We start from the raw sequence: 18139 nt of genomic DNA, 5'->3' as shown, positions 1-18139 counted from the left end.
CTCAATTAAGAAAGTTTGTAAAAAAAACATCTTTCGGAACCGGCCTGGAATATAAAAACCCCTGGTGGTAATTCACACCAATTTCTTCCATCTTTCGCTTCTGAATTTCAGTTTCAATGCCTTCAGCGATTATGGTCATATTAAGTTGGCGAGAAAAAGCATAGAGTGCTTTTAAGACATCAGCATACTCCATTCTGTTTTTTGTATTCTTCATTAAAGTCTTGTCCAGCTTGACAATTGAAATAGGTGCATAATGGAAATAAATCACCCGAGAAAGCCCACTGCCAAAATCATCCAGCGCAAATCGTACCCCTTTCTTTGCCAGAAGTTTTATAACTTTCACTGTTGTTTTATCAAATTGCAGAACAGAACATTCGAGTAATTCGATAACTAAACCAACACGCCCATTGAAAGCATTAATAAAACGCTGACAATCTTCAACAAAGCCGTCATGGTGAAAATGTGCAGCGCTAATATTAAATGAAAAGTAAAATCGGTCAGGGAACAAATCCACTTTACTTTCAAAAAAATCAACAATTTCATGCATAATGACTCTTGTGGCAGAGACCAGCTTACCCTCTTCTTCTATCTTGTCGATAAAATCAATCGGTGGAATGATGGTGCCATCTTCGCATTTTATCCTCATCAGAACTTCTGCACCTGCCAGTTGATTATTAGACGAATCAATAACAGGCTGAATATAGGGAACGATATGTCCCCCCATAAAAGTAAAGACATCACCATCGGTTAAAGTCAGGTTTTTCATATTTTAAACTCAAAAAAATATAGATTATATTATTTATCATTGGTAGCTAATGGTAAAAATAACACTCGAGCTTGCTTTTCCAGGCGTCACAACATCTGAGTACTGATAATATCTCGCGGCGAGAGGTAATTTAATTGTTGCAGCACCATCACTCACAGTGTTGTACGTCCATGAATTTGAAAAATTCCATAGCGTCGGATTCGTCATGTTTTTATAACCAATTTGCACACCGATTCCTGTCGCACTTGAATCACTGCCTTCGTTATTGAGTGCAATCACCCCATTTGCGCTATCAATAATACCGGTACTTGCCGTCAGAGAAACAACCAGACTATTTGCCGTTGCGCTGCCTGAAGGCGTAGTGCCGCCACTGGTGTCGCCGGTGGTTGATGATTTTTGTGGGTTACTGGTGGGGTAGTACCCCAAAAATGCCGGGCAATCCTCCAGAATAATCGACGAGTCAACCCATTCTGAAGCAGACCCTTTTCCTTTAAATGTTGTGCGCAGGTCGTGTTTTCCGAGATCTACGTTCACATTGGGCGTTGTACAGGTTCCTGTCGTCACACCGACGACACCAGAGAATTTCAGCGTCCAGTAATTCAATGGCAATCCGGTATATCCAGCAGTTTCAGGTGTATACAACACTATCGTAGGCAACGATGAACCATTAACGAAACCAGCAGAAATTGCACCTGTTTTAATCAGTGATATATCAACATTTCTTGAAAAATAATAAATATTGTTAAGATTAGCGCTTGAACTATAATTAATTGTTAATGTTTTATACGGTAATGCTTTCGTAAAAGCGTGTCCTGAATACCACACAACCGCACCTACACCAGGCAGATTCGTTGGGTATACTACCGCCCCACTATAAGGAGATCCCGCAACAGATACTGGCGTAGACGGTTCATTAGACACACTAAATAATAGGGGAATGCCACTCATTACACCATTGCATTTAAGGCCAAACCCATTGGATGTAATTGTCAGGCGATATATTACACTACCTATCGGCAAATCAGCACCTGATAATATTGTCGAAGAGAGTGGTACTGTATTTGACTGCGGAGTCAGGGCAGAGCACGGGATATCAGCCAGAGCATCCGTCACAGGCACAACAATAGCCAGCAGTGCTATAATAAAAACTTTCATTACATTTAACCATTTAATATATAAATGTTGGCAACAGAGCAGCCATGAATGCATCACACTTTGAATGCACCTTTAATTACTCTATATTGAATGCCGGGAGGAATAGATTAATAATAGCTAATCAGAAATGTTACCGCTGAATTTGCTTTGCCCGGTTGTGCTCTACTTTCCGTTTGAATATACCTTGCTACCAGAGGAATATTGACACTGCCTGATGAACCCAGCGTCATGGTATAGCGTTTTTCCTGTAAAAAAGTGACCGGAGTTTGAGAGGCACTGGTCCCGTAAGCCAATTGAATACCAATACCTGATGCGCTATCAGCCGACTCTGATAAAGCAAAGACCCCATTGCTGGATTGCAGTACTGAAGTATTAGGCGTTAACGTCACTCCCAATTTATTGGCCGTTACCGCACCGATACTGATAGTGCCATTTTCTGACCAGCTATTTTTATCACCATCATCAGCAGTACCATAAAACACAGGGCAGTCAGTCAGTTTAATTGAGGCATCGACCCACTCCGTTGTACTCCCGGTAGCACGAAACACCGAAATATCGTGCTTACTCATATTCACCGTCACATCTGGTGTCGTACACGTCCTGGAAACAACGTTGATTGTGCCACTAAAGCACGCTTTTAATAGAGAAACAGGTGAGTTTACGTTCCCAAGCGACTCATTCATACAGGGTAAATTACTGCCCAATATCGTGCCCGGCGTAATATTGCCGATTTTAATAAGAGAAATGTCCCAGGTAAGCAATCCATTTGCTATAATACAATTCGATGAACCGCTGCATCCTCCCCCGAAAACTTTAGGAAAAGCGTCCCCGGAACGCCAGAATGCCACACCTATTCCAGGCACCCCTGTTTCATATACCTTTCCTCCATATGGAGAGCCATTCCAGGAGGAAAGCGGCTTTGGCGTACTGGTATATAAAAACTGAGTATCATAGATACGATCGGTACATGATGTCGCCGCATTACTATAACCAGGCCGATACGTCTGCCTGTATAGCACAGTACCATTTGGAATTTCTGCTCCTGCTGTAATATTACCAACAGATAAAGGTATCGATGCTATAACTTCCTTCTGAATAGGGCTATCTGAAGTAAATGCACAAGTTGCCATTGCGGGCTTCAAGAATAAGCCAAACAGCATTATACAAATGTAAAAAAAACTCTTCATTTTAGATTCTCAAAATTTATCAGGACAGCACGCATGAAAATCCAATCCGGATTTGCAAAAGCATTCTATGATTATTAATTAAACCAGCTAATTGATACATGTATTAATCAGCCTCATCTTCATCGTTATCAACAATCCCGACATCATCAGATTCAATGAATACGACGAATGAACACAGCAGTGCGTAAATAAATACAGCGATGACCTTCATCACAAAAAGATTACCCCCTTTCATCTCTGATTATAATCCTGGCACGTTGACTCAAATCGGGATATTGTTGTTTTCCCGGTGACCTGTGTTCCTGGCATAATGCGATAAGGGATGAGGCATCGTTGATTCTCACGGTTTCCCCAGCGAACCTGTAAGGTGTCGTGTTCTTTGGCAACCCGGGCATAAATAACCCCACCCTGACCTACTGATCCGACATTATCCCCTTTGCTGTCCAGCACATCGGCACCAAAAGGCAGAGGCTGCGATCCGTCTCGCGTGACGTGAACCAGAATCGGGTATCCCTTGCGAGTGCCGTATTTCACCAGCACAACTGAACCGGCGTGAGGCACCACTTTCTGGCTGGTATTATCGAGCTCGATGGTATCTGACAGTCCTTGTGGATCGAGGCTGACCTCATTCATTTCATACGGATTAAGATACGGCACAGCTGCGTGACCAAAATGATCTACCCGCACACCGCTATAGCCACCCACGCGCGCGCCCGCAGCACCATCGGCTTCAATAATGGCGAATGTATCGCTGATGTATGGCGTCATCATGATGCCATTTTGATAACCAATAATGGTTCCACTCAGACCCGCTGAACTACTCTGGTAGTTTTTGCCTACCCCTGTAGAAACCGTCATATTGGCTACCGGACTACGATACTGCGCGTTCGCGCTACCACTGGTACCCGCGCCGTTGCTGTAATGGCTGGCAGTCATACCATAGCTGTACTGGTGATCTTCACCCGCAGACCCCGCCACGCCGAGCTGTTGTCCGGTATTACCGTTGCTGTCACGCGTGAACGAGGTGGTCAACTGTGGCGTATTTGAGCTTCCGATACTGCCCAGCGGCACGGAAAAGTTGAGCTGATAAGTCGTTTCCATATTCCCGCTGCCGTTACGCGTGCGTCCGGCATTAATGCCGTAGGTAACGGAGTGGAATACATTGTTATAGCCAAACTGATATTGCAGATCTGACTGGGTATCTTTACCCCAGTAATCCTGTACGTAGCCGGTCAGATAAAATTGCCCATAGCCCGCAGGCAATCCCTGGTTTATCGTCGCGGTAAATCGGTTTCTTGCACGATAGAGATTACCCGGTGTTCTCCCGTTATTAAGTGCATCCTGGATCTGCATTGCAGAGTAATAATCCAGGTATCCTGATGTGGAATAACGGTAAGCAGCGATTGCAAAATTACTGTTGGTTTCGGGAACAAATTTGCTGTATGTCACGCGGTAACTCTGACCGCTGCGGTCTTTACTGTAATCGGGCTGATTACTGTCCAGTTTTGTCCTTGCATGCGTGGCGTCGATAGCCACTGCCCCTGCCAGAGTATTTATCGCGGTACCTAACTGGGCCGCATAGTAGTGACTGTTGAACTGTATGCCGCCATAGCCAGTAAAGGTATTGCTAAGCCCCTGCTGCCAGGATAACTGGTACAGTTCAGGATGCGACGACAGGCTCGTATCGTTAAGCTGGCCCGCAATAAAGTCATAGTGGTGTGTTCCCGGACGCAGTAACTGATTCACTGAGGCAAATGGAACTTTGAAATTTTGAACTGCGCCATCTGCTTCGGTTACCGTGACATCCAAATCCCCACCGGCGCCCGTTGGGTATAAGTCGTTAATGTTAAACGCGCCAGGGGCCACGGTATTTTCATAGATAACCTGCCCATTCTGACGCACAGTTATACGGGCATTCGTGCGCGCAATACCCCGAATCACCGGCGCATAGCCTCGCTCAGATTGTGGCAGCATGCGTTCATCATCAACCAGTTCCACGCCACGAAACGGCAGCGTGTCGAACAGTGCGCCGCTGGTATTATTTTCCCCCACCACCACACGGCCACGCAGTGCGGTTAAATCCCGCTGCACATAAGTGTTAGTACGCTGATATGACTTACCTGTCTGTTCCTGCCAGGTCAAATTACCGTTATGGCGGAACTGCCAGGGGCCGACATTGATCCCGGCATTTAATCCCAACCATGCGGAGTCAGTGGTGTTACCGTGAGAGCGCATGGAATAATAGCTACCGTTATAGCTGAGTAGCGCAGCAGGAACGCCGTAATCCCAAAGCTCAGGGTTAACATAACCCCGCCCCTGGTTTTGCAATCTGGCCTGAGGAATCGACAAATCGAGGCGCTGAGCCCCCGAGTCATAGGTACTCGACATCCACGGTAATAGCTGATTAACAGGCAGGCATGATGAATTTTCATCACCCGCTTTCATTTGTGCGAGAACTTCAGACGGCAGTTGCTCCGTATCAAGATTGAGATGCATCAGCGTCGATGGACTCAGACATAACTGAACAGATTTATCTTCCTGCTCTTTGAACTGAATGCTTTCGGTACCAATATTCATATTGTTGACAAAAACATCCGCTTTATAGATCCCCGGCAGCGCGGTTGCCCCGTGTTCAAATCGTGAAATATCGACTTTATGCACCGAACCGGGGCTCAAAAAGATCGGATCAAATTCAACGGTAGAAGCACCGGAATGATTATCGGGTTGGGCATAACTATAAAAGCTTCCGCTGGACGCCATAAATATAGCTGCCAGACGAGTCAGTCTAAAAGGCAGGGACCTGTTCATCATCGAAATACTCGGATTAATTTAATATAAATTCTGCAGTTTTTACGGCGCCCCAATCATTAATAAAATCGTAGGACAGTTTCTCACCAGGACGCAGCGCAACACCATTCTTCACTTTCACGGTGATTGATGAATAGGGTGGAATCATGTCTCCTTCTGCAAGAATTTTGTGGTTCTCCCCTGTGGTATGTACGCCCAAAAGGTTGACGTAATACGGTGAATCATTTTTCGCAACCAACGTGTTACTTTGCGCAGTCCAGCGAACTGACTCTGCAGAATGATATGCATCACCTGTGAGTTCAGCAGGTCGGAAAAACAATTTTATTCGGGAACGAAAAGCCACCTGTAAATGATTGGGTGTAACAGCATCATGCGCTCTCGGCGGAATTTCCAAAACATTCACCCAGAATAAGCTTTCACGATCTTTCGGTAAACCCATCCCCCCGGGATAAGAAATACGTAATGTCTGCCCTTTATCCGGATCGATTCTGTTCATCGGTGGCGTTAATAAAAATGGAGATGAGATAGTTTCCGGAGATGCATTCACATCGCCTGTATCAATCCAGCTCTGAATCAGAACGGGTGTTTTGCCTTTATTATTGACTTTTAATGTCACCTCTTTTTCTGATTCAGGAAAAATTACACGCGTTCCGCTCAACACCACATTCGCATGAGCAGCGCCGAGGGTTAATGTACCAATAGTCAGCGTATTAATGGCAAATTTAATTGCAGATAATAATTTCATCATGGTATATGCACTTGTTATCCCGGCATTACGCCGGGATAGACATCTGTAAAGTTGATTATTTGTATTGCAGGTTATAAACAACGCTGGAGGCAACAGCCCCGGCAGATGCGGTGTCTTCTGCATAATATTCAACGGAATATGGCATCGTTACGCTGGTTGCGCTGGAAATATCAACGAAGTTATTTGTGTTTTGTTGAGTAGAGCTACCCACAAAGATAACGTTTGTATTAGTACCGTCACGCAGCTGCAGGGAAACGTTTTTAGCACCGGCAGTATCCGTCTGCTTTAAACGACCAGACGTGTTATCAACAGTAGCCCCGGTCTGGAAATAAGCGGCAACCGTTTTTGCACCATCAGCGCCCACGGTGCAGTTTGTTAACTGCAGATCAAAATTAGTACGCCCCGTAGTCATGCCCGAAGTCTTAAGTTCAGTTGCAGGTACGGTAGGCAGTACCACGGTAGCATCAGCCCCCTGACCATTTACACTCACTTCGCAAGTAGTGTCAGTGACTTCACCATTGAAAGTGATGGTGCCGGTGGAGGTTGCATTCGCCATTGAAACCATGCCGAAAGAGAACATTACACTGCTGATAGCGACTGCAAATTTGTTAAGTTTCATACTCTGTTTCCATTAATTATTTCATACGATATAAAACACGGCTACAGCCTCAATCAGGATGGGTTTTCCCCTATGAGGCTTACTCCTGCGTCTTCCTTTCAGGTATCTTGCCGAACTGACTTCATCTGCCTTACATCTTCATGCTCGGGCGATCAAGACAGAACAATCTTATACATATAATAAAATTATCGACAGATAATCCCGATAAATACAACCAATATAAACATACATACCATAAAATTAGTATTTTATAGGTTTTCATACCAATAAAGAAAAATAAAAACATCATTATTAAGAGTTAATGCTTTTTAATTTAAATTTAATTGTTTCCAAAAATGTTATATTGTTATTTTATGGTTAAAATAAATAACTAATGGTTTATTATATTGATGCAAAAATATAGGCAACTATTCTTAAAGGAGTAACGACAACGATGATGAAGCGAAAATAATTTCTTTCCTGACAGACTGACATACTGAAAAGAACAACCGGAAATAGCTGCATTAGTTATTTTCCGTCTGTAATGCTATTGGACTGTGTCGATAAAGTCGGTGCCATAGGCTTCAAATAATGACTTTCGGAATCATCCCCCCTTTACTGATCGTTGTTCTGATAAGCTATTGCTAAAATTTCAAGATAACGCCAGGAAAAATGAATACTCAATTTTGTGTAGACTGCCAGCACTGCATATTTTCTGAGATCTGTCAGGAATGTATGTTCACACAGAGTGTGCCTGCTTTTACGCACGCATTGCAGCGAAGAGTTCAAATCAGGCAGGGGCAATGTTTATTCACCGCAGGGGAAGAAGTAAAGCACCTTATCGCCGTTCGCAGCGGATGCTTCACCGTGGTTGATGAGGACAAGACTTTATTCGCCGTTTACACACCCGGCCAGCTTATTGGTGGTGAAAACTTGTATCATAGCCATTACCACACTACGGCCATTGCCGTGCAGGATGCGGAAGTATGTATGATAGATTACTCGGCAATGTATGGTTTATCACAGCTGACGCTGGGAACATTTAGCCACACCATAAAATTATTGTCTGAAACAGCTGATGACAATCTAAAAATGATAAAGGTTCTGCTTCAACATGATGCTTTCAAGAAAGTGGCAATGTTTATTCTGCTTATGTCAGAAAGGAATAAAGCAAAATCTTTTACAGCAACACCCTTTTCCCTTCCTCTCCAGCAAAAAGAGATTGCCAGTCTGTTGGGCATAACCACTTCAACTTTACGTCGTTCTATTGCAAAACTGGAAGCGGAAAAATGTATTGCCCTTAAATCTCGAAAAATATTGATCAACGATGCAGAAATGTTACGAAATAGCACTGTGTTTCATAGCAAAAGCCGCATTGATCAGAGCAATGATTAGAGTCAATCCCTGCCCTGTCTTTCATTATCCAATGGGGCAAGCTCCGGATGATTTTTACTATTGTGGAGAAAGTTCCCAAAAAGTATTAATAACAATAAAATCAATTGCGAAGAAATAGTTTTTATTTAGAATGCATTCCGGCTGGCTACCATTCAATACTCGCACTATCGAAATATAGCCAGCTTGCCGCAGCCCGTTCTTGCATACGACGTGGCTGCGGTAAATCTTCAATCTCTCGAAAAGATGCAAAACATTCTTTATATTTTCATGCTGCTGTCGCGGGAAATGCCTTTAGCAACCACATTGTCGTGTCAGTTACCGCAATGGTCCATGATCCCCCAACAGTTGTGATTCCAGGAACGGATACCACTCTGAGTCTGTGTACTGGCCGGACTATCACCACTAACCCAGACCCTGTCTTTATGCTTCTGTATTGGGCGGTATGAGTGATCAGATACCCTCTGTAAGTATGCCGGACGGTCATGGCTTCATGAGATAAAGCAAAAAAACCCTGCGATATTACTATCGCAGGGTTTCGAATTTGGCGGAAGCGTAGAGATTCGAACTCTAGAACCCTTTCGGGTCGCCGGTTTTCAAGACCGGTGCCTTCAACCGCTCGGCCACGCTTCCAAAGTGAGGCGCACTATAAACATCTATTAGCGCCTTGTAAAGCAGGAATTTTTCTATTTTTCCCCACAGGCGTTTAACTGCGCAAAAAGTCACCCAGGTGCTTACCTCACATCAGTCTCTGCACCCTTGTACATACCGTAACACAGCAACGCTCATCCGTTTAAATCGCTCTGGTATAGAATGCCACATAAACAGATGGCCTTTTGTTGTGTAATTGTTATAAATCGAAATGACAACAGACTTCAAAAAATTACTGTCATGTAATCTTACTGGTTGATGATGAAAATCAAAAATACGCTTTGCTTACACATCCTGATGGCGACACTGGCCATTTTGTTCCTGTGTGTTCACCCGTTGGTGACAAGCTTCGATCCGCCCCTCGCCTTTCAGCCACTGATTAAATCAATGGCGGGCACACCTAAAGAACAAGCGGAAAAAATAGCCACCATTTCCCATGCCTTAGAAGGGAATGCTATTTTCTTCATCGGTGCATCAGAGGTCGCCACCTCTGAAGATGAACATTACGCTGTATATAATTACTTTAATAAGCAATTGCACAAGCCCGTCGTGGCGTATGGCGATGCATTTGTCGATGACGAAACGCAATTCTTACTGTTCTCACGTTTTAAAAATAGCCTTAACGCAAACAGTAAAGTTGTGTTGCTTCTGGCACCTGACAGTTTTTACTCAAAAGGTCTGCCTCCTGCTATCTATGCCGATAATTTCCCCGGTTCTATTTTTAATCCGCTGATGAAAGATCCGCAGGCGCGACCGCTGCTGGTTAATTATTTAAAGCATATTGATAGTAAAGACATAAGCCATTTAACCTTTGGCCAAATGCGTGTCTTTGGCTGGCACCCCGATCTGATGTGGGACGAGCTGAGCTTCCAGTTTGCGAACGTCTGCACCCTGATAAAAAACGACTGGCTGGCGCTGCTCAACATCACGCCCCAGACGGTACAGCCCTGGCCGCAGCAGCCAACCACCCACATCGCCCCAGACTGGGATAAAGAGCTGGCGAACGCGCGCGAGTTAAATAAAAAACGCCAGCAGAGCGCGGCCACGCTGTGGATGGACAAAACGATTTACGAAGAGGACGGTAAACCGCAACAGTGGGATGACACGCCGGTCGTGCCTGCGCAAATCGCCGCGTTCAGTAAAACCGTCCAGCTGCTGAAAGAACGTCACGTGCAGGTGATTGCTATCGTCGACCCGGTTAATCCCTGGGCACTTTACAATACCGATACCTTCCGCCCGGTTGATAAGCAAATTAAAACCATTCTGGAAAAGAACCAGATCCCTTATTTAGATATGTACGCCATGCCTTATCAGAATGGCTGGAACTGGGATCGTTTGCACCCTTCCGAACTGGCCTGGGTTCCTATGATTCGCTTTATTGCACAGAGTTTTAAATGATGAAAATCGCGATCCGTCTTTTTTTCCTTTATCTCCTGTTGGCAATCACCGTTGTCGCATGGACCTCTGTTGATGACAGCATGAGCATGCAGCTGCATTTTGAATATCAAAAGTTCTGAGGCCGAATGATGTATAGCTCAGGAATGTTTTTTGTCTATTTGTTTTCATCCGCCCTGGTGTTTGCGGCGGTTAACCGCGTATTACGCCATCGTCTGACCTGGTTATCAGCATTCTCCATACTGACAGCATTAGGTTGGGGCTATATTTTTCAGGGTGATTACCTTGTTCCCGTAGCCGTTTTTTTCAGTTTTTATGTTTTCGCCACGTTAAAAGCCAAAGGATGGTTAAAAACGTGGCAGGCGGTCGTTTTAACATTATTGCCGATGTTCCTGGTGAAATTACACTTAAATAACCACTGGGGCATGATTGGCCTCTCTTTTATGACGTTCCGCGCAATTGATGTATTGCTCTATCGCAGTAAAAAAGAAGGCCAGAATTTCCTGCATTATTTCTGCTATCTCTTTATGCCTTTTATTATCCTGGCTGGCCCTATGTACCGCTGGCGGACATGGATGAATGATGTCAGCAAGCCCGTGTTTGCACTTAACCGTGAACAGTTTTTAGTGGCCTTAGAGCAAATCATTACCGGCATTATCCAGAAGTTCCTGTTTGCCATGCTGATCGATTCGCTTGTCGTGCAGCCCTGGAGCCATAAGCCGTTTACGCTGACCGTGGGCGTGGTGATGTCGATTGCCTATAGCGCCTACCTCTACTTTGATTTTGCAGGTTACAGCAATATGGCCATCGGCGCAGGCCGCCTGTTCGGGCTGAATATTCCGGCAAACTTCAATATGCCGCTTCTTGCGAAAAACCCGCAGGATTTCTGGCGTCGCTTCCACATCAGCCTGTCTGAATGGCTGCGTGATGTGGTCTTTATGCCCGTCTATATGAACCTGATGAAGGTCAATTTTTTCCGCCAGAACAAAACGCTGGCGCAAAATATCGGTATTTTTTGCACCCTGTTCTGTATGGGGGCATGGAATGGCCTGGAACGCCATTACGTCATTAGCGGCGCGCTGTTTGGCGCAATTTCTGTTGCTCATAACATGCTGCTGTGGTCAGCCAAACGCAGCCCGGCATTGAACCGCGGCTTGCAGTATCCGGCTGTTGCGTTTTTGGGGCGAATTCTGACGCTGGGAAGCGCCGCGGGCTCCCTTTACATCTTTAGTGGAATGTCACCTCTATGAAAAATCACTCTGATCTTCAGGAACTGCAGGATTTCTTACGTGCAGCATTGTTCGATCCTGCCTCTCCGCAGCAGCTGGCCATCACCGGCAGCGACGAAGCCTTAAGCTGGTTGCAACTTTCCTCCGCCGTGGCGGACTGGGCGCAGCGTTATCGACGCTGCCAGCCTGGCGACGGCACACCGGTGGTATTGTACGGTCATCAGCAGGCTGAGTTCGCGGTGGCTATTTATAGCTGCCTGCTGCACAACATTCCGTACATCCCGGTGGACTGTATTTATCCGCAGGAACGACTGCGTGAGATCTGCCATCTGGCCAGTGCCCCTTACTACTATGACGTGGCAACAAAGCAGTTCATTGCCACCGGCGAGGCGGGCAAGATTCTGGAGGAGCAGGATCTGGCCTATATCATGTTTACCTCAGGCAGCACCGGCAAGCCTAAAGGGGTGCAGATTGGGCGTGAAAGCGTGTGGCACTTCATGAAGTGGGTCAGCCAGGACTTTTCACTGCCGGAAAAACCGGTCCTGATGAACCACGCGGTGTTCAGCTTTGATCTCTCCCTGATCCCTTTGCTGGCGAATCTGGCAATGGGCGGACATATCGTGCTGAACGCCAAAGACGATATTCAGAAAGAGAACTGGCTGGAGCGACTGAAAATCAACGCCGTTTCAGCCTGGGTTTCCACCCCCTCTTTTGCATACCAGCAGCTGCTTTCACCGCAGTTCAACAGTGAGTATTTGCCTGCACTGAACGTCTTTATTTTTATTGGTGAAGTGTTAAATAAAGCGCTGGTTAAACAGTTACGCCGCCGTTTCCCGCAGGCCAAAATCATTAACTCCTATGGCCCAACGGAAGCAACCATCGCGACAACCGTGGTCGAGATAACGGATGAGATCCTCAACAGCGACAGCGCCGTGCTGCCGGTTGGGGTCATGATGCCCGACAGCAGAATGGAAATTTCCGCCGAGGGCGAGCTGATTATCTGGGGTAAAAACGTCATGCGCGGCTACCTCGGTCTCCCTCAGGAGAACGCAGCAAAATTATTGCGTCGGGAGAGTGAAATGTTCCGCGGTTACCGGACAGGCGATCTGGGCTATGAAGATGGGCTCATCTATTGCCAGGGCCGCAACGATAGCCAGGTCAAGCTGAATGGCTACCGTATTGAAATCAACGAGATTGAAAACCGCCTGCTGGCTATGTCCGGCATCAACGAAGCCGTGGTGCTGCCGCTGATGAAATCCTGCGGCAGCGTGCTGCGCATTGCCGCATTCTGCGTGACGGATATGGCGCCGGAGGCGATCAAAACCTCGCTGTCGAAGGTAGTTCCACCCTATATGGTGCCTTCACAAATTATCGTAAAAGACGCTTTGCCGCTGAATCCTAACGGCAAAATTGACCGCAAGTTGCTGGACGCTTACGCCCGTACAAATTAATAACTCCAGGAAAAATTATGGAACAAGAAATTCTCGCCCTGTTCGAAAAAGTGTTATCCCGCAAGGTGGGCTTTCACGATGAACTGATTGAATCCGACATTCTCGACTCCATTCTGGCGGTCGACATGGTACTGGAAGTGCAGGACGTTTACGGCTGTATGATCCCTCCAACAGACGTCGCAACGGTGCTGAAAACCCCGGCGGATCTGGCCCGCTATATTGAAGAAAACCGCTAAACGCCCCTGACATTAGCGTTGTTCTGAAGGCTCTGGAGGGTTGCTCCAGGGCCATCATTCGCTCCCTCCTCTGGCCTCCAGGCAAAATGAATGCCTTTCACAGAAATGAAACCTACTGCTTTTATTTTCTCCTACACTTTAGGAGTACTGTCGGTACGGAAAACATAAAAAGCCAACTTAATTAAGACATTATGATTCGCTTTGCACTCGGCATGCGATCGTGTTGTCTATCACAGAGGAGTCTGCTGTATGGCATTCGTAACCACGAAAGACGGCGTCAACATTTACTACAAAGACTGGGGCCCAAAAGAGGCTCAACCCATTGTTTTCCACCACGGCTGGCCGTTGAGTGCCGATGACTGGGATAACCAGATGCTCTTCTTCCTTGCAGAAGGCTATCGCGTTATCGCTATCGATCGTCGTGGTCATGGGCGTTCGGACCAGGTGAGTGAAGGTCACGATATGGATCATTATGCGGCAGATGCGTCAGCCGTGGTTGAAAGCCTCGATCTGCACAATGCCGTGCACGTCGGTCACTCCACCGGCGGCGGCCAGGTCGCCCGCTATGTCGCCCGGTACGGTCAACCGCAGGGCCGCGTCGCCAAAGCGGTACTCGTCAGCGCCGTGCCACCTCTGATGGTAAAAACGGAGACGAACCCCGGCGGAACGCCCATCGAGGTTTTCGACGGCTTCCGCAAAGCGCTGGCGGCTAACCGCGCTCAGTTTTACCTCGACGTCGCCAGCGGTCCTTTCTACGGTTTTAATCGGGACGGGGCAGACGTTTCGCAGGGTACGATCCAGAACTGGTGGCGTCAGGGAATGATCGGAAGCGCCAGGGCCCACTATGAGGGAATTAAGGCGTTTTCTGAGACCGACCAGACGGAAGATTTAAAAACCATCACGGTCCCCGTTCTGGTGATGCAGGGCGACGACGATCAGGTCGTGCCCTATAAAAATGCAGCCCTTCTGCAGGACAAGCTGCTGGCGAACAGCGTGCTGAAAATTTATCCGGGCTTCCCGCACGGGATGCATACCACCCATGCGGACACCATCAACGCTGATATTCTGGCCTTTATTCGCTCTTAAACGTCACGTTCAACGCCCCCCAAAGGTGGCGTTGTTTATTTCGCTTAGCGATTATCCAACTCGGCCCGGACGTTGTTCAGCCCGGTGGTATTGATGCGGTAAGGCTGCCCGTTCACGGAACGGATCAGCTTTTTAGTGCGAAGTTTTTTAAAGACGTTAAGCGTGCAGTCGCTCAGCACCAGTCCTTCACGGGTATAGCACTCAACGGAAGTAACGCGGCCTGAACTGTCGCGGACGTGCACAATACGTCCACCTTTGGCGAGAACGTGTAAGGTACGTTGTTCCTGACGGGATAAATTCATACTGGAAAACCTGTGTAATCATCATGCGTAAAAACGAGCCCACACCCACAGGTGCGTGCGTAAGGTTTAAGCGCAGCGATAATCAGTCCGTCCTGAGAAGGGCGGGAAACTGATTATCTGATGAACACATTCTCCAGCATCAAAGCCTCGGTAAGAGATGAAAAAATATTTACGAGATGAATGATAACGTCTGGTTTTTACCGGGAAATAACGAGGTTTTAAAAGTGTGAGCAGGATCGTTCAATCAAAAAGAAAAACCCCAGGTCAACGAGTAACCTGGGGTTTATATCTGGCGGAAGCGCAGAGATTCGAACTCTGGAACCCTTTCGGGTCGCCGGTTTTCAAGACCGGTGCCTTCAACCGCTCGGCCACACTTCCTAAGTGAGGCGAACTATAAACACCTCACCGTGTGCTGTAAAGAGTACAGCCATTCGTTCGCTGTAAAAATAGTCAAAATGTGTTTAATCGGTTGAACTGACGACACATCGACGATTTTATCAGCACTGGCTTAATGTTTTTTGATGTACATGTCTTTAGTGAAATAGTACCCCAGCTTATCCGGCGTAAATCCCCCTACCCAGGGTTTTACCAGATGCGTACGGACGTAGTGATAAACCGGAATAGCCGGCACATCGCGTCCCAGTAAATCTTCCGCCTGCTGGTAGAATTTGCCGCGCTCAGCCGTGGTTTTGGCTTTTGCAGCGTTAACCAGGGCCTGATCGTATTCCGGGTTGCTGTACTGACTGGTGTTTTCGCTGTCACCCGTGCGGAAGTTGTTCAGGAAAGTCGCCGCATCGTCGTAATCGGCAATCCACGCGTAGCGCACCGCATCAAAGTTGTGGGTGTGCATGGTATCCAGCATGGTTTTCCACTCCTGATTTTGCAGCTTCGCGTCCACGCCGAGATTTTTCTTCCACATGGAGCTGGCCGCAATGGCGATACGCTGGTGCGATTCAGAGGTGTTGTAGAGCAGGTTGAAGCTCAGCGGATGGCTGGCGTTATACCCGGCCTCGTTCAGCAGTTTTTTCGCCTCAGCGATGCGCTTGTCCAGCGGCCAGCTGGCGTAATCCGGATTCTGTAGCTTAACACCGCCGATATCGGGCTGGCTGATGAGCCACGCCGGGCGCTGCCCCTGCCCTAATACTTTCCCGGCAATGATGTCTTTATCCAGCGCCATGTTCAGCGCCTTACGCACGCGGGCGTCGTTGAACGGCGGCCGGGTGGTATTGAATTCGTAGTAATAGGTCGCCAACTGCGGAGAGACATCCAGTTGAGTGCCCAGGGTTTTCTTGAGCTGAGCGAACTGGTTGATCGGCACCGTATATACAATATCAATTTCGCCCGCTTTATAGCGGTTTACATCCGAGGCCTCAGACGTGATGGGCAGATAGGTTACTTTGTTGATGACGGTGTGTGCGTTATCCCAGTAGCGCGGGTTGCGCTCCGCCACGATGCGTTCATTGACCACCCACTGCGACAGCTTATACGCCCCGCTGCCGACGAAATGCTCCGGTTTGGTCCACTTATCGCCGAACTGACCAATCAGCACTTTATCCACCGGCACCAGCGACGGGTGCGCCAGCATCGCGAGGAAAGCCGCGTTTGGCTGCGTGAGCGTCACCTCCAGCGTCGTGTCATTGATTGCTTTTACGCCCAGCGTATCCGGCGCTTTTTTTCCCTGGGCGATATCGGCCGCGTTAGCGATATGCATGTTCCCCGGGTAACTGGCATACGGTGAAGCGGTTTTCGGGTCGATCAGGCGCTGCCAGCTCCAGACCACATCTTCTGCGGTAATGGCCGTGCCGTCGCTCCAGGTGATGCCCGGGCGCAAATGGAACGTCCAGACGGTATTGTCCTTGTTCTCCCATTTTTCCGCCAGTCGGGGCTGGACTTCGCCTGTCGGGGAGACGCTTACCAGTCCTTCGAATAAATCACTGATAATATTGAATTCGACATCGCTTTCGACTTTGTGGGGGTCGAGCGAAGCCGGTTCGCTGCCATTATTCCTGACCAGTTCCTGTTTCTCTGCCAGTTGGGTTCCTGCTGGCACGTTAGCCGCCCAGGATGCCGTGCTGGCGCACAGAATCCCGGCGGTTAGCAAAGAGAGCGTAAAGTGAGTGCGTGTTTGTGGTTTCATGTCCTTCGCCTTATTGTCTGTTTATGACGATCCGGAGATAACTCTTAGCGTTCTAATGGTAATAACGCAATATTTTTCAGTAACCTATAAGAGGTTGATCTGATAAATCCTTGCAATCCGCTGTTCATACTGGTGAAACGGACTTCTGTAGATGAAATAACCACCTCAAGCGCTAACGTACTGAGTAAAGATGGGTAAAACCACTTTGAGACTGGCGCGCCGTTTCCTATTCTTTCCGTTAATTACATCTGTCATAAGAGAGTGACTCATGGATCGTATAATTACTTCCTCACGCGACCGCACATCGCTACTCAGTACCCACAAGGTGCTGCGCAATACCTATTTCATGCTTAGCCTGACGCTGGCGTTTTCAGCGATCACCGCAACCGCCAGCACCGTGCTGATGCTGCCGTCTCCGGGGCTGATCCTGACGCTGGTGGGCATGTATGGTCTGATGTTCCTGACCTACAAAACCGCTGACAAACCCGTCGGTATTCTGTCCGCGTTTGCCTTCACCGGCTTCCTGGGCTACATCCTGGGGCCGATGCTGAACGCGTATCTGTCTGCCGGAATGGGTGACCTTATCGGCATGGCGCTGGGCGGTACCGCGCTGGTGTTCTTCTGCTGCTCGGCCTACGTGCTGACCACCCGTAAGGACATGTCCTTCCTCGGCGGCATGCTGATGGCGGGTGTCGTGGTGGTGCTGGTGGGTATGGTGGCAAACATCTTCCTGCAGCTGCCGGCCCTGCATCTGGCGATTAGCGCCGTGTTTATTCTGATTTCTTCAGGCGCGATCCTGTTTGAAACCAGCAACATCATTCGCGGCGGTGAGACGAACTACATCCGCGCTACCGTGAGCCTGTATGTGTCGCTGTACAACATCTTCGTCAGCCTGCTGAGCATCCTGGGCTTCGCCAGCCGCGATTAAGCCACAGCGCTGTGAACCTGGCCCCGCTTATGCGGGGCTTTGTTTTTTGGTACACTGTTGCGGTTTTTGA

16 protein-coding genes and 2 tRNA genes are annotated in these 18139 nt (G+C 47.8%); 7 read left to right on the top strand and 11 right to left on the bottom strand.

What is annotated here, in order from left to right:
• Position 1: 1 nt before the first annotated feature.
• The 7 genes from ACLHV9_RS08485 to ACLHV9_RS08455 all read right to left on the bottom strand — a co-directional run bounded on the left by ACLHV9_RS08485 (position 2) and on the right by ACLHV9_RS08455 (position 7283).
• Positions 2–766 carry an EAL domain-containing protein gene (locus ACLHV9_RS08485; protein ID WP_108090317.1) on the bottom strand — a complete coding sequence of 255 codons (765 nt, stop codon included), beginning with the start codon at positions 764–766 and terminating at the stop codon, positions 2–4.
• Between the two features lie 36 nt (positions 767–802).
• Positions 803–1921 carry a fimbrial protein gene (locus ACLHV9_RS08480; protein WP_133175281.1) on the bottom strand — a complete coding sequence of 373 codons (1119 nt, stop codon included), beginning with the start codon at positions 1919–1921 and terminating at the stop codon, positions 803–805.
• 107 nt (positions 1922–2028) lie between these two features.
• Complete coding sequence (locus ACLHV9_RS08475; RefSeq protein ID WP_108090318.1) at positions 2029–3108, bottom strand: fimbrial protein; 1080 nt, start codon at positions 3106–3108, stop codon at positions 2029–2031.
• Between the two features lie 103 nt (positions 3109–3211).
• Positions 3212–3343: a hypothetical protein gene (locus tag ACLHV9_RS08470; RefSeq protein WP_256125017.1), complete on the bottom strand. Its 132-nt coding sequence runs from the start codon at positions 3341–3343 to the stop codon at positions 3212–3214.
• On the bottom strand, positions 3340–5868 hold the full coding sequence (locus tag ACLHV9_RS08465) for a fimbria/pilus outer membrane usher protein (RefSeq protein ID WP_256125018.1): 2529 nt from the start codon (positions 5866–5868) through the stop codon (positions 3340–3342). The genes ACLHV9_RS08470 and ACLHV9_RS08465 overlap by 4 nt, the downstream gene beginning before the upstream one ends.
• A gap of 64 nt (positions 5869–5932) precedes the next feature.
• The gene (locus ACLHV9_RS08460) at positions 5933–6664 is read right to left on the bottom strand and encodes a molecular chaperone (protein WP_238934090.1); all 732 of its coding nucleotides are present in this window, start codon (positions 6662–6664) and stop codon (positions 5933–5935) included.
• 55 nt (positions 6665–6719) lie between these two features.
• Entirely contained in the window at positions 6720–7283 is a 564-nt protein-coding gene (locus ACLHV9_RS08455) for a fimbrial protein (RefSeq protein WP_108090319.1), read from the bottom strand.
• Positions 7284–7997: 714 nt separating this feature from the next.
• On the opposite strand from ACLHV9_RS08455, the gene ACLHV9_RS08450 reads away from it, so the two are divergent.
• Positions 7998–8657: a Crp/Fnr family transcriptional regulator gene (locus ACLHV9_RS08450; RefSeq protein ID WP_176691071.1), complete on the top strand. Its 660-nt coding sequence runs from the start codon at positions 7998–8000 to the stop codon at positions 8655–8657.
• A gap of 542 nt (positions 8658–9199) precedes the next feature.
• On the opposite strand, the gene ACLHV9_RS08445 is transcribed toward ACLHV9_RS08450, so the two are convergent.
• Positions 9200–9287: transfer RNA gene (locus ACLHV9_RS08445), tRNA-Ser, on the bottom strand.
• Positions 9288–9566: 279 nt separating this feature from the next.
• Here ACLHV9_RS08445 and ACLHV9_RS08440 point away from each other — a divergent pair.
• The 5 genes from ACLHV9_RS08440 to ACLHV9_RS08420 all read left to right on the top strand — a co-directional run bounded on the left by ACLHV9_RS08440 (position 9567) and on the right by ACLHV9_RS08420 (position 14702).
• Positions 9567–10703 (top strand): D-alanyl-lipoteichoic acid biosynthesis protein DltD, encoded by a 1137-nt coding sequence (locus ACLHV9_RS08440; protein WP_028019195.1) that lies wholly within the window; start codon positions 9567–9569, stop codon positions 10701–10703.
• Between the two features lie 128 nt (positions 10704–10831).
• Complete coding sequence (locus ACLHV9_RS08435; RefSeq protein ID WP_407221175.1) at positions 10832–11950, top strand: MBOAT family O-acyltransferase; 1119 nt, start codon at positions 10832–10834, stop codon at positions 11948–11950.
• Positions 11947–13380 carry an AMP-binding protein gene (locus tag ACLHV9_RS08430; protein WP_407220374.1) on the top strand — a complete coding sequence of 478 codons (1434 nt, stop codon included), beginning with the start codon at positions 11947–11949 and terminating at the stop codon, positions 13378–13380. Before ACLHV9_RS08435 ends, ACLHV9_RS08430 begins: the two co-directional genes overlap by 4 nt.
• Before the next feature lie 17 nt (positions 13381–13397).
• A complete protein-coding gene (locus ACLHV9_RS08425) occupies positions 13398–13616 on the top strand; it encodes an acyl carrier protein (protein ID WP_008499867.1) in 219 nt (72 codons plus the stop codon).
• Positions 13617–13865: 249 nt separating this feature from the next.
• Positions 13866–14702 (top strand): alpha/beta fold hydrolase, encoded by an 837-nt coding sequence (locus tag ACLHV9_RS08420; RefSeq protein WP_028019198.1) that lies wholly within the window; start codon positions 13866–13868, stop codon positions 14700–14702.
• A gap of 44 nt (positions 14703–14746) precedes the next feature.
• Here the strand turns inward: ACLHV9_RS08420 and ACLHV9_RS08415 are convergent, their stop codons facing one another.
• The 3 genes from ACLHV9_RS08415 to ACLHV9_RS08405 form a co-directional block, all read right to left on the bottom strand.
• Positions 14747–15004, bottom strand: a complete 258-nt coding sequence (locus tag ACLHV9_RS08415; protein WP_028019199.1) for a YjhX family toxin — start codon at positions 15002–15004, stop codon at positions 14747–14749.
• 290 nt (positions 15005–15294) lie between these two features.
• A tRNA-Ser gene (locus tag ACLHV9_RS08410) sits at positions 15295–15382 on the bottom strand.
• A 130-nt stretch (positions 15383–15512) separates the two neighbouring features.
• Positions 15513–17141, bottom strand: coding sequence for an ABC transporter substrate-binding protein (locus tag ACLHV9_RS08405; RefSeq protein WP_407220373.1), 1629 nt, complete (start codon positions 17139–17141; stop codon positions 15513–15515).
• Between the two features lie 268 nt (positions 17142–17409).
• On the opposite strand from ACLHV9_RS08405, the gene yccA reads away from it, so the two are divergent.
• Positions 17410–18069 carry an FtsH protease modulator YccA gene (gene yccA / locus ACLHV9_RS08400; protein WP_023335168.1) on the top strand — a complete coding sequence of 220 codons (660 nt, stop codon included), beginning with the start codon at positions 17410–17412 and terminating at the stop codon, positions 18067–18069.
• Positions 18070–18139: the final 70 nt, after the last annotated feature.

The sequence above is a fragment of the Enterobacter sp. CPE_E890 genome (genome assembly GCF_046521475.1).
GTDB lineage: Bacteria > Pseudomonadota > Gammaproteobacteria > Enterobacterales > Enterobacteriaceae > Enterobacter > Enterobacter adelaidei.
This window is presented reverse-complemented; position numbering and strand designations above follow the sequence as displayed.

Bases quoted from the DNA above. Each gene is read 5' to 3' on its own strand.
- ACLHV9_RS08430 (WP_407220374.1), top strand. From the start codon at position 11,947: ATGAAAAATCACTCTGATCTTCAGGAACTGCAGGATTTCTTACGTGCA.
- ACLHV9_RS08415 (WP_028019199.1), bottom strand. From the start codon at position 15,004: ATGAATTTATCCCGTCAGGAACAACGTACCTTACACGTTCTCGCCAAA.
- ACLHV9_RS08455 (WP_108090319.1), bottom strand. From the start codon at position 7,283: ATGAAACTTAACAAATTTGCAGTCGCTATCAGCAGTGTAATGTTCTCT.
- ACLHV9_RS08425 (WP_008499867.1), top strand. From the start codon at position 13,398: ATGGAACAAGAAATTCTCGCCCTGTTCGAAAAAGTGTTATCCCGCAAG.
- ACLHV9_RS08480 (WP_133175281.1), bottom strand. From the start codon at position 1,921: ATGAAAGTTTTTATTATAGCACTGCTGGCTATTGTTGTGCCTGTGACG.
- ACLHV9_RS08485 (WP_108090317.1), bottom strand. From the start codon at position 766: ATGAAAAACCTGACTTTAACCGATGGTGATGTCTTTACTTTTATGGGG.
- ACLHV9_RS08465 (WP_256125018.1), bottom strand. From the start codon at position 5,868: ATGGCGTCCAGCGGAAGCTTTTATAGTTATGCCCAACCCGATAATCAT.
- ACLHV9_RS08460 (WP_238934090.1), bottom strand. From the start codon at position 6,664: ATGATGAAATTATTATCTGCAATTAAATTTGCCATTAATACGCTGACT.
- yccA (WP_023335168.1), top strand. From the start codon at position 17,410: ATGGATCGTATAATTACTTCCTCACGCGACCGCACATCGCTACTCAGT.
- ACLHV9_RS08420 (WP_028019198.1), top strand. From the start codon at position 13,866: ATGGCATTCGTAACCACGAAAGACGGCGTCAACATTTACTACAAAGAC.
- ACLHV9_RS08405 (WP_407220373.1), bottom strand. From the start codon at position 17,141: ATGAAACCACAAACACGCACTCACTTTACGCTCTCTTTGCTAACCGCC.
- ACLHV9_RS08475 (WP_108090318.1), bottom strand. From the start codon at position 3,108: ATGAAGAGTTTTTTTTACATTTGTATAATGCTGTTTGGCTTATTCTTG.
- ACLHV9_RS08470 (WP_256125017.1), bottom strand. From the start codon at position 3,343: ATGAAAGGGGGTAATCTTTTTGTGATGAAGGTCATCGCTGTATTTATT.
- ACLHV9_RS08435 (WP_407221175.1), top strand. From the start codon at position 10,832: ATGTATAGCTCAGGAATGTTTTTTGTCTATTTGTTTTCATCCGCCCTG.
- ACLHV9_RS08440 (WP_028019195.1), top strand. From the start codon at position 9,567: ATGAAAATCAAAAATACGCTTTGCTTACACATCCTGATGGCGACACTG.
- ACLHV9_RS08450 (WP_176691071.1), top strand. From the start codon at position 7,998: ATGTTCACACAGAGTGTGCCTGCTTTTACGCACGCATTGCAGCGAAGA.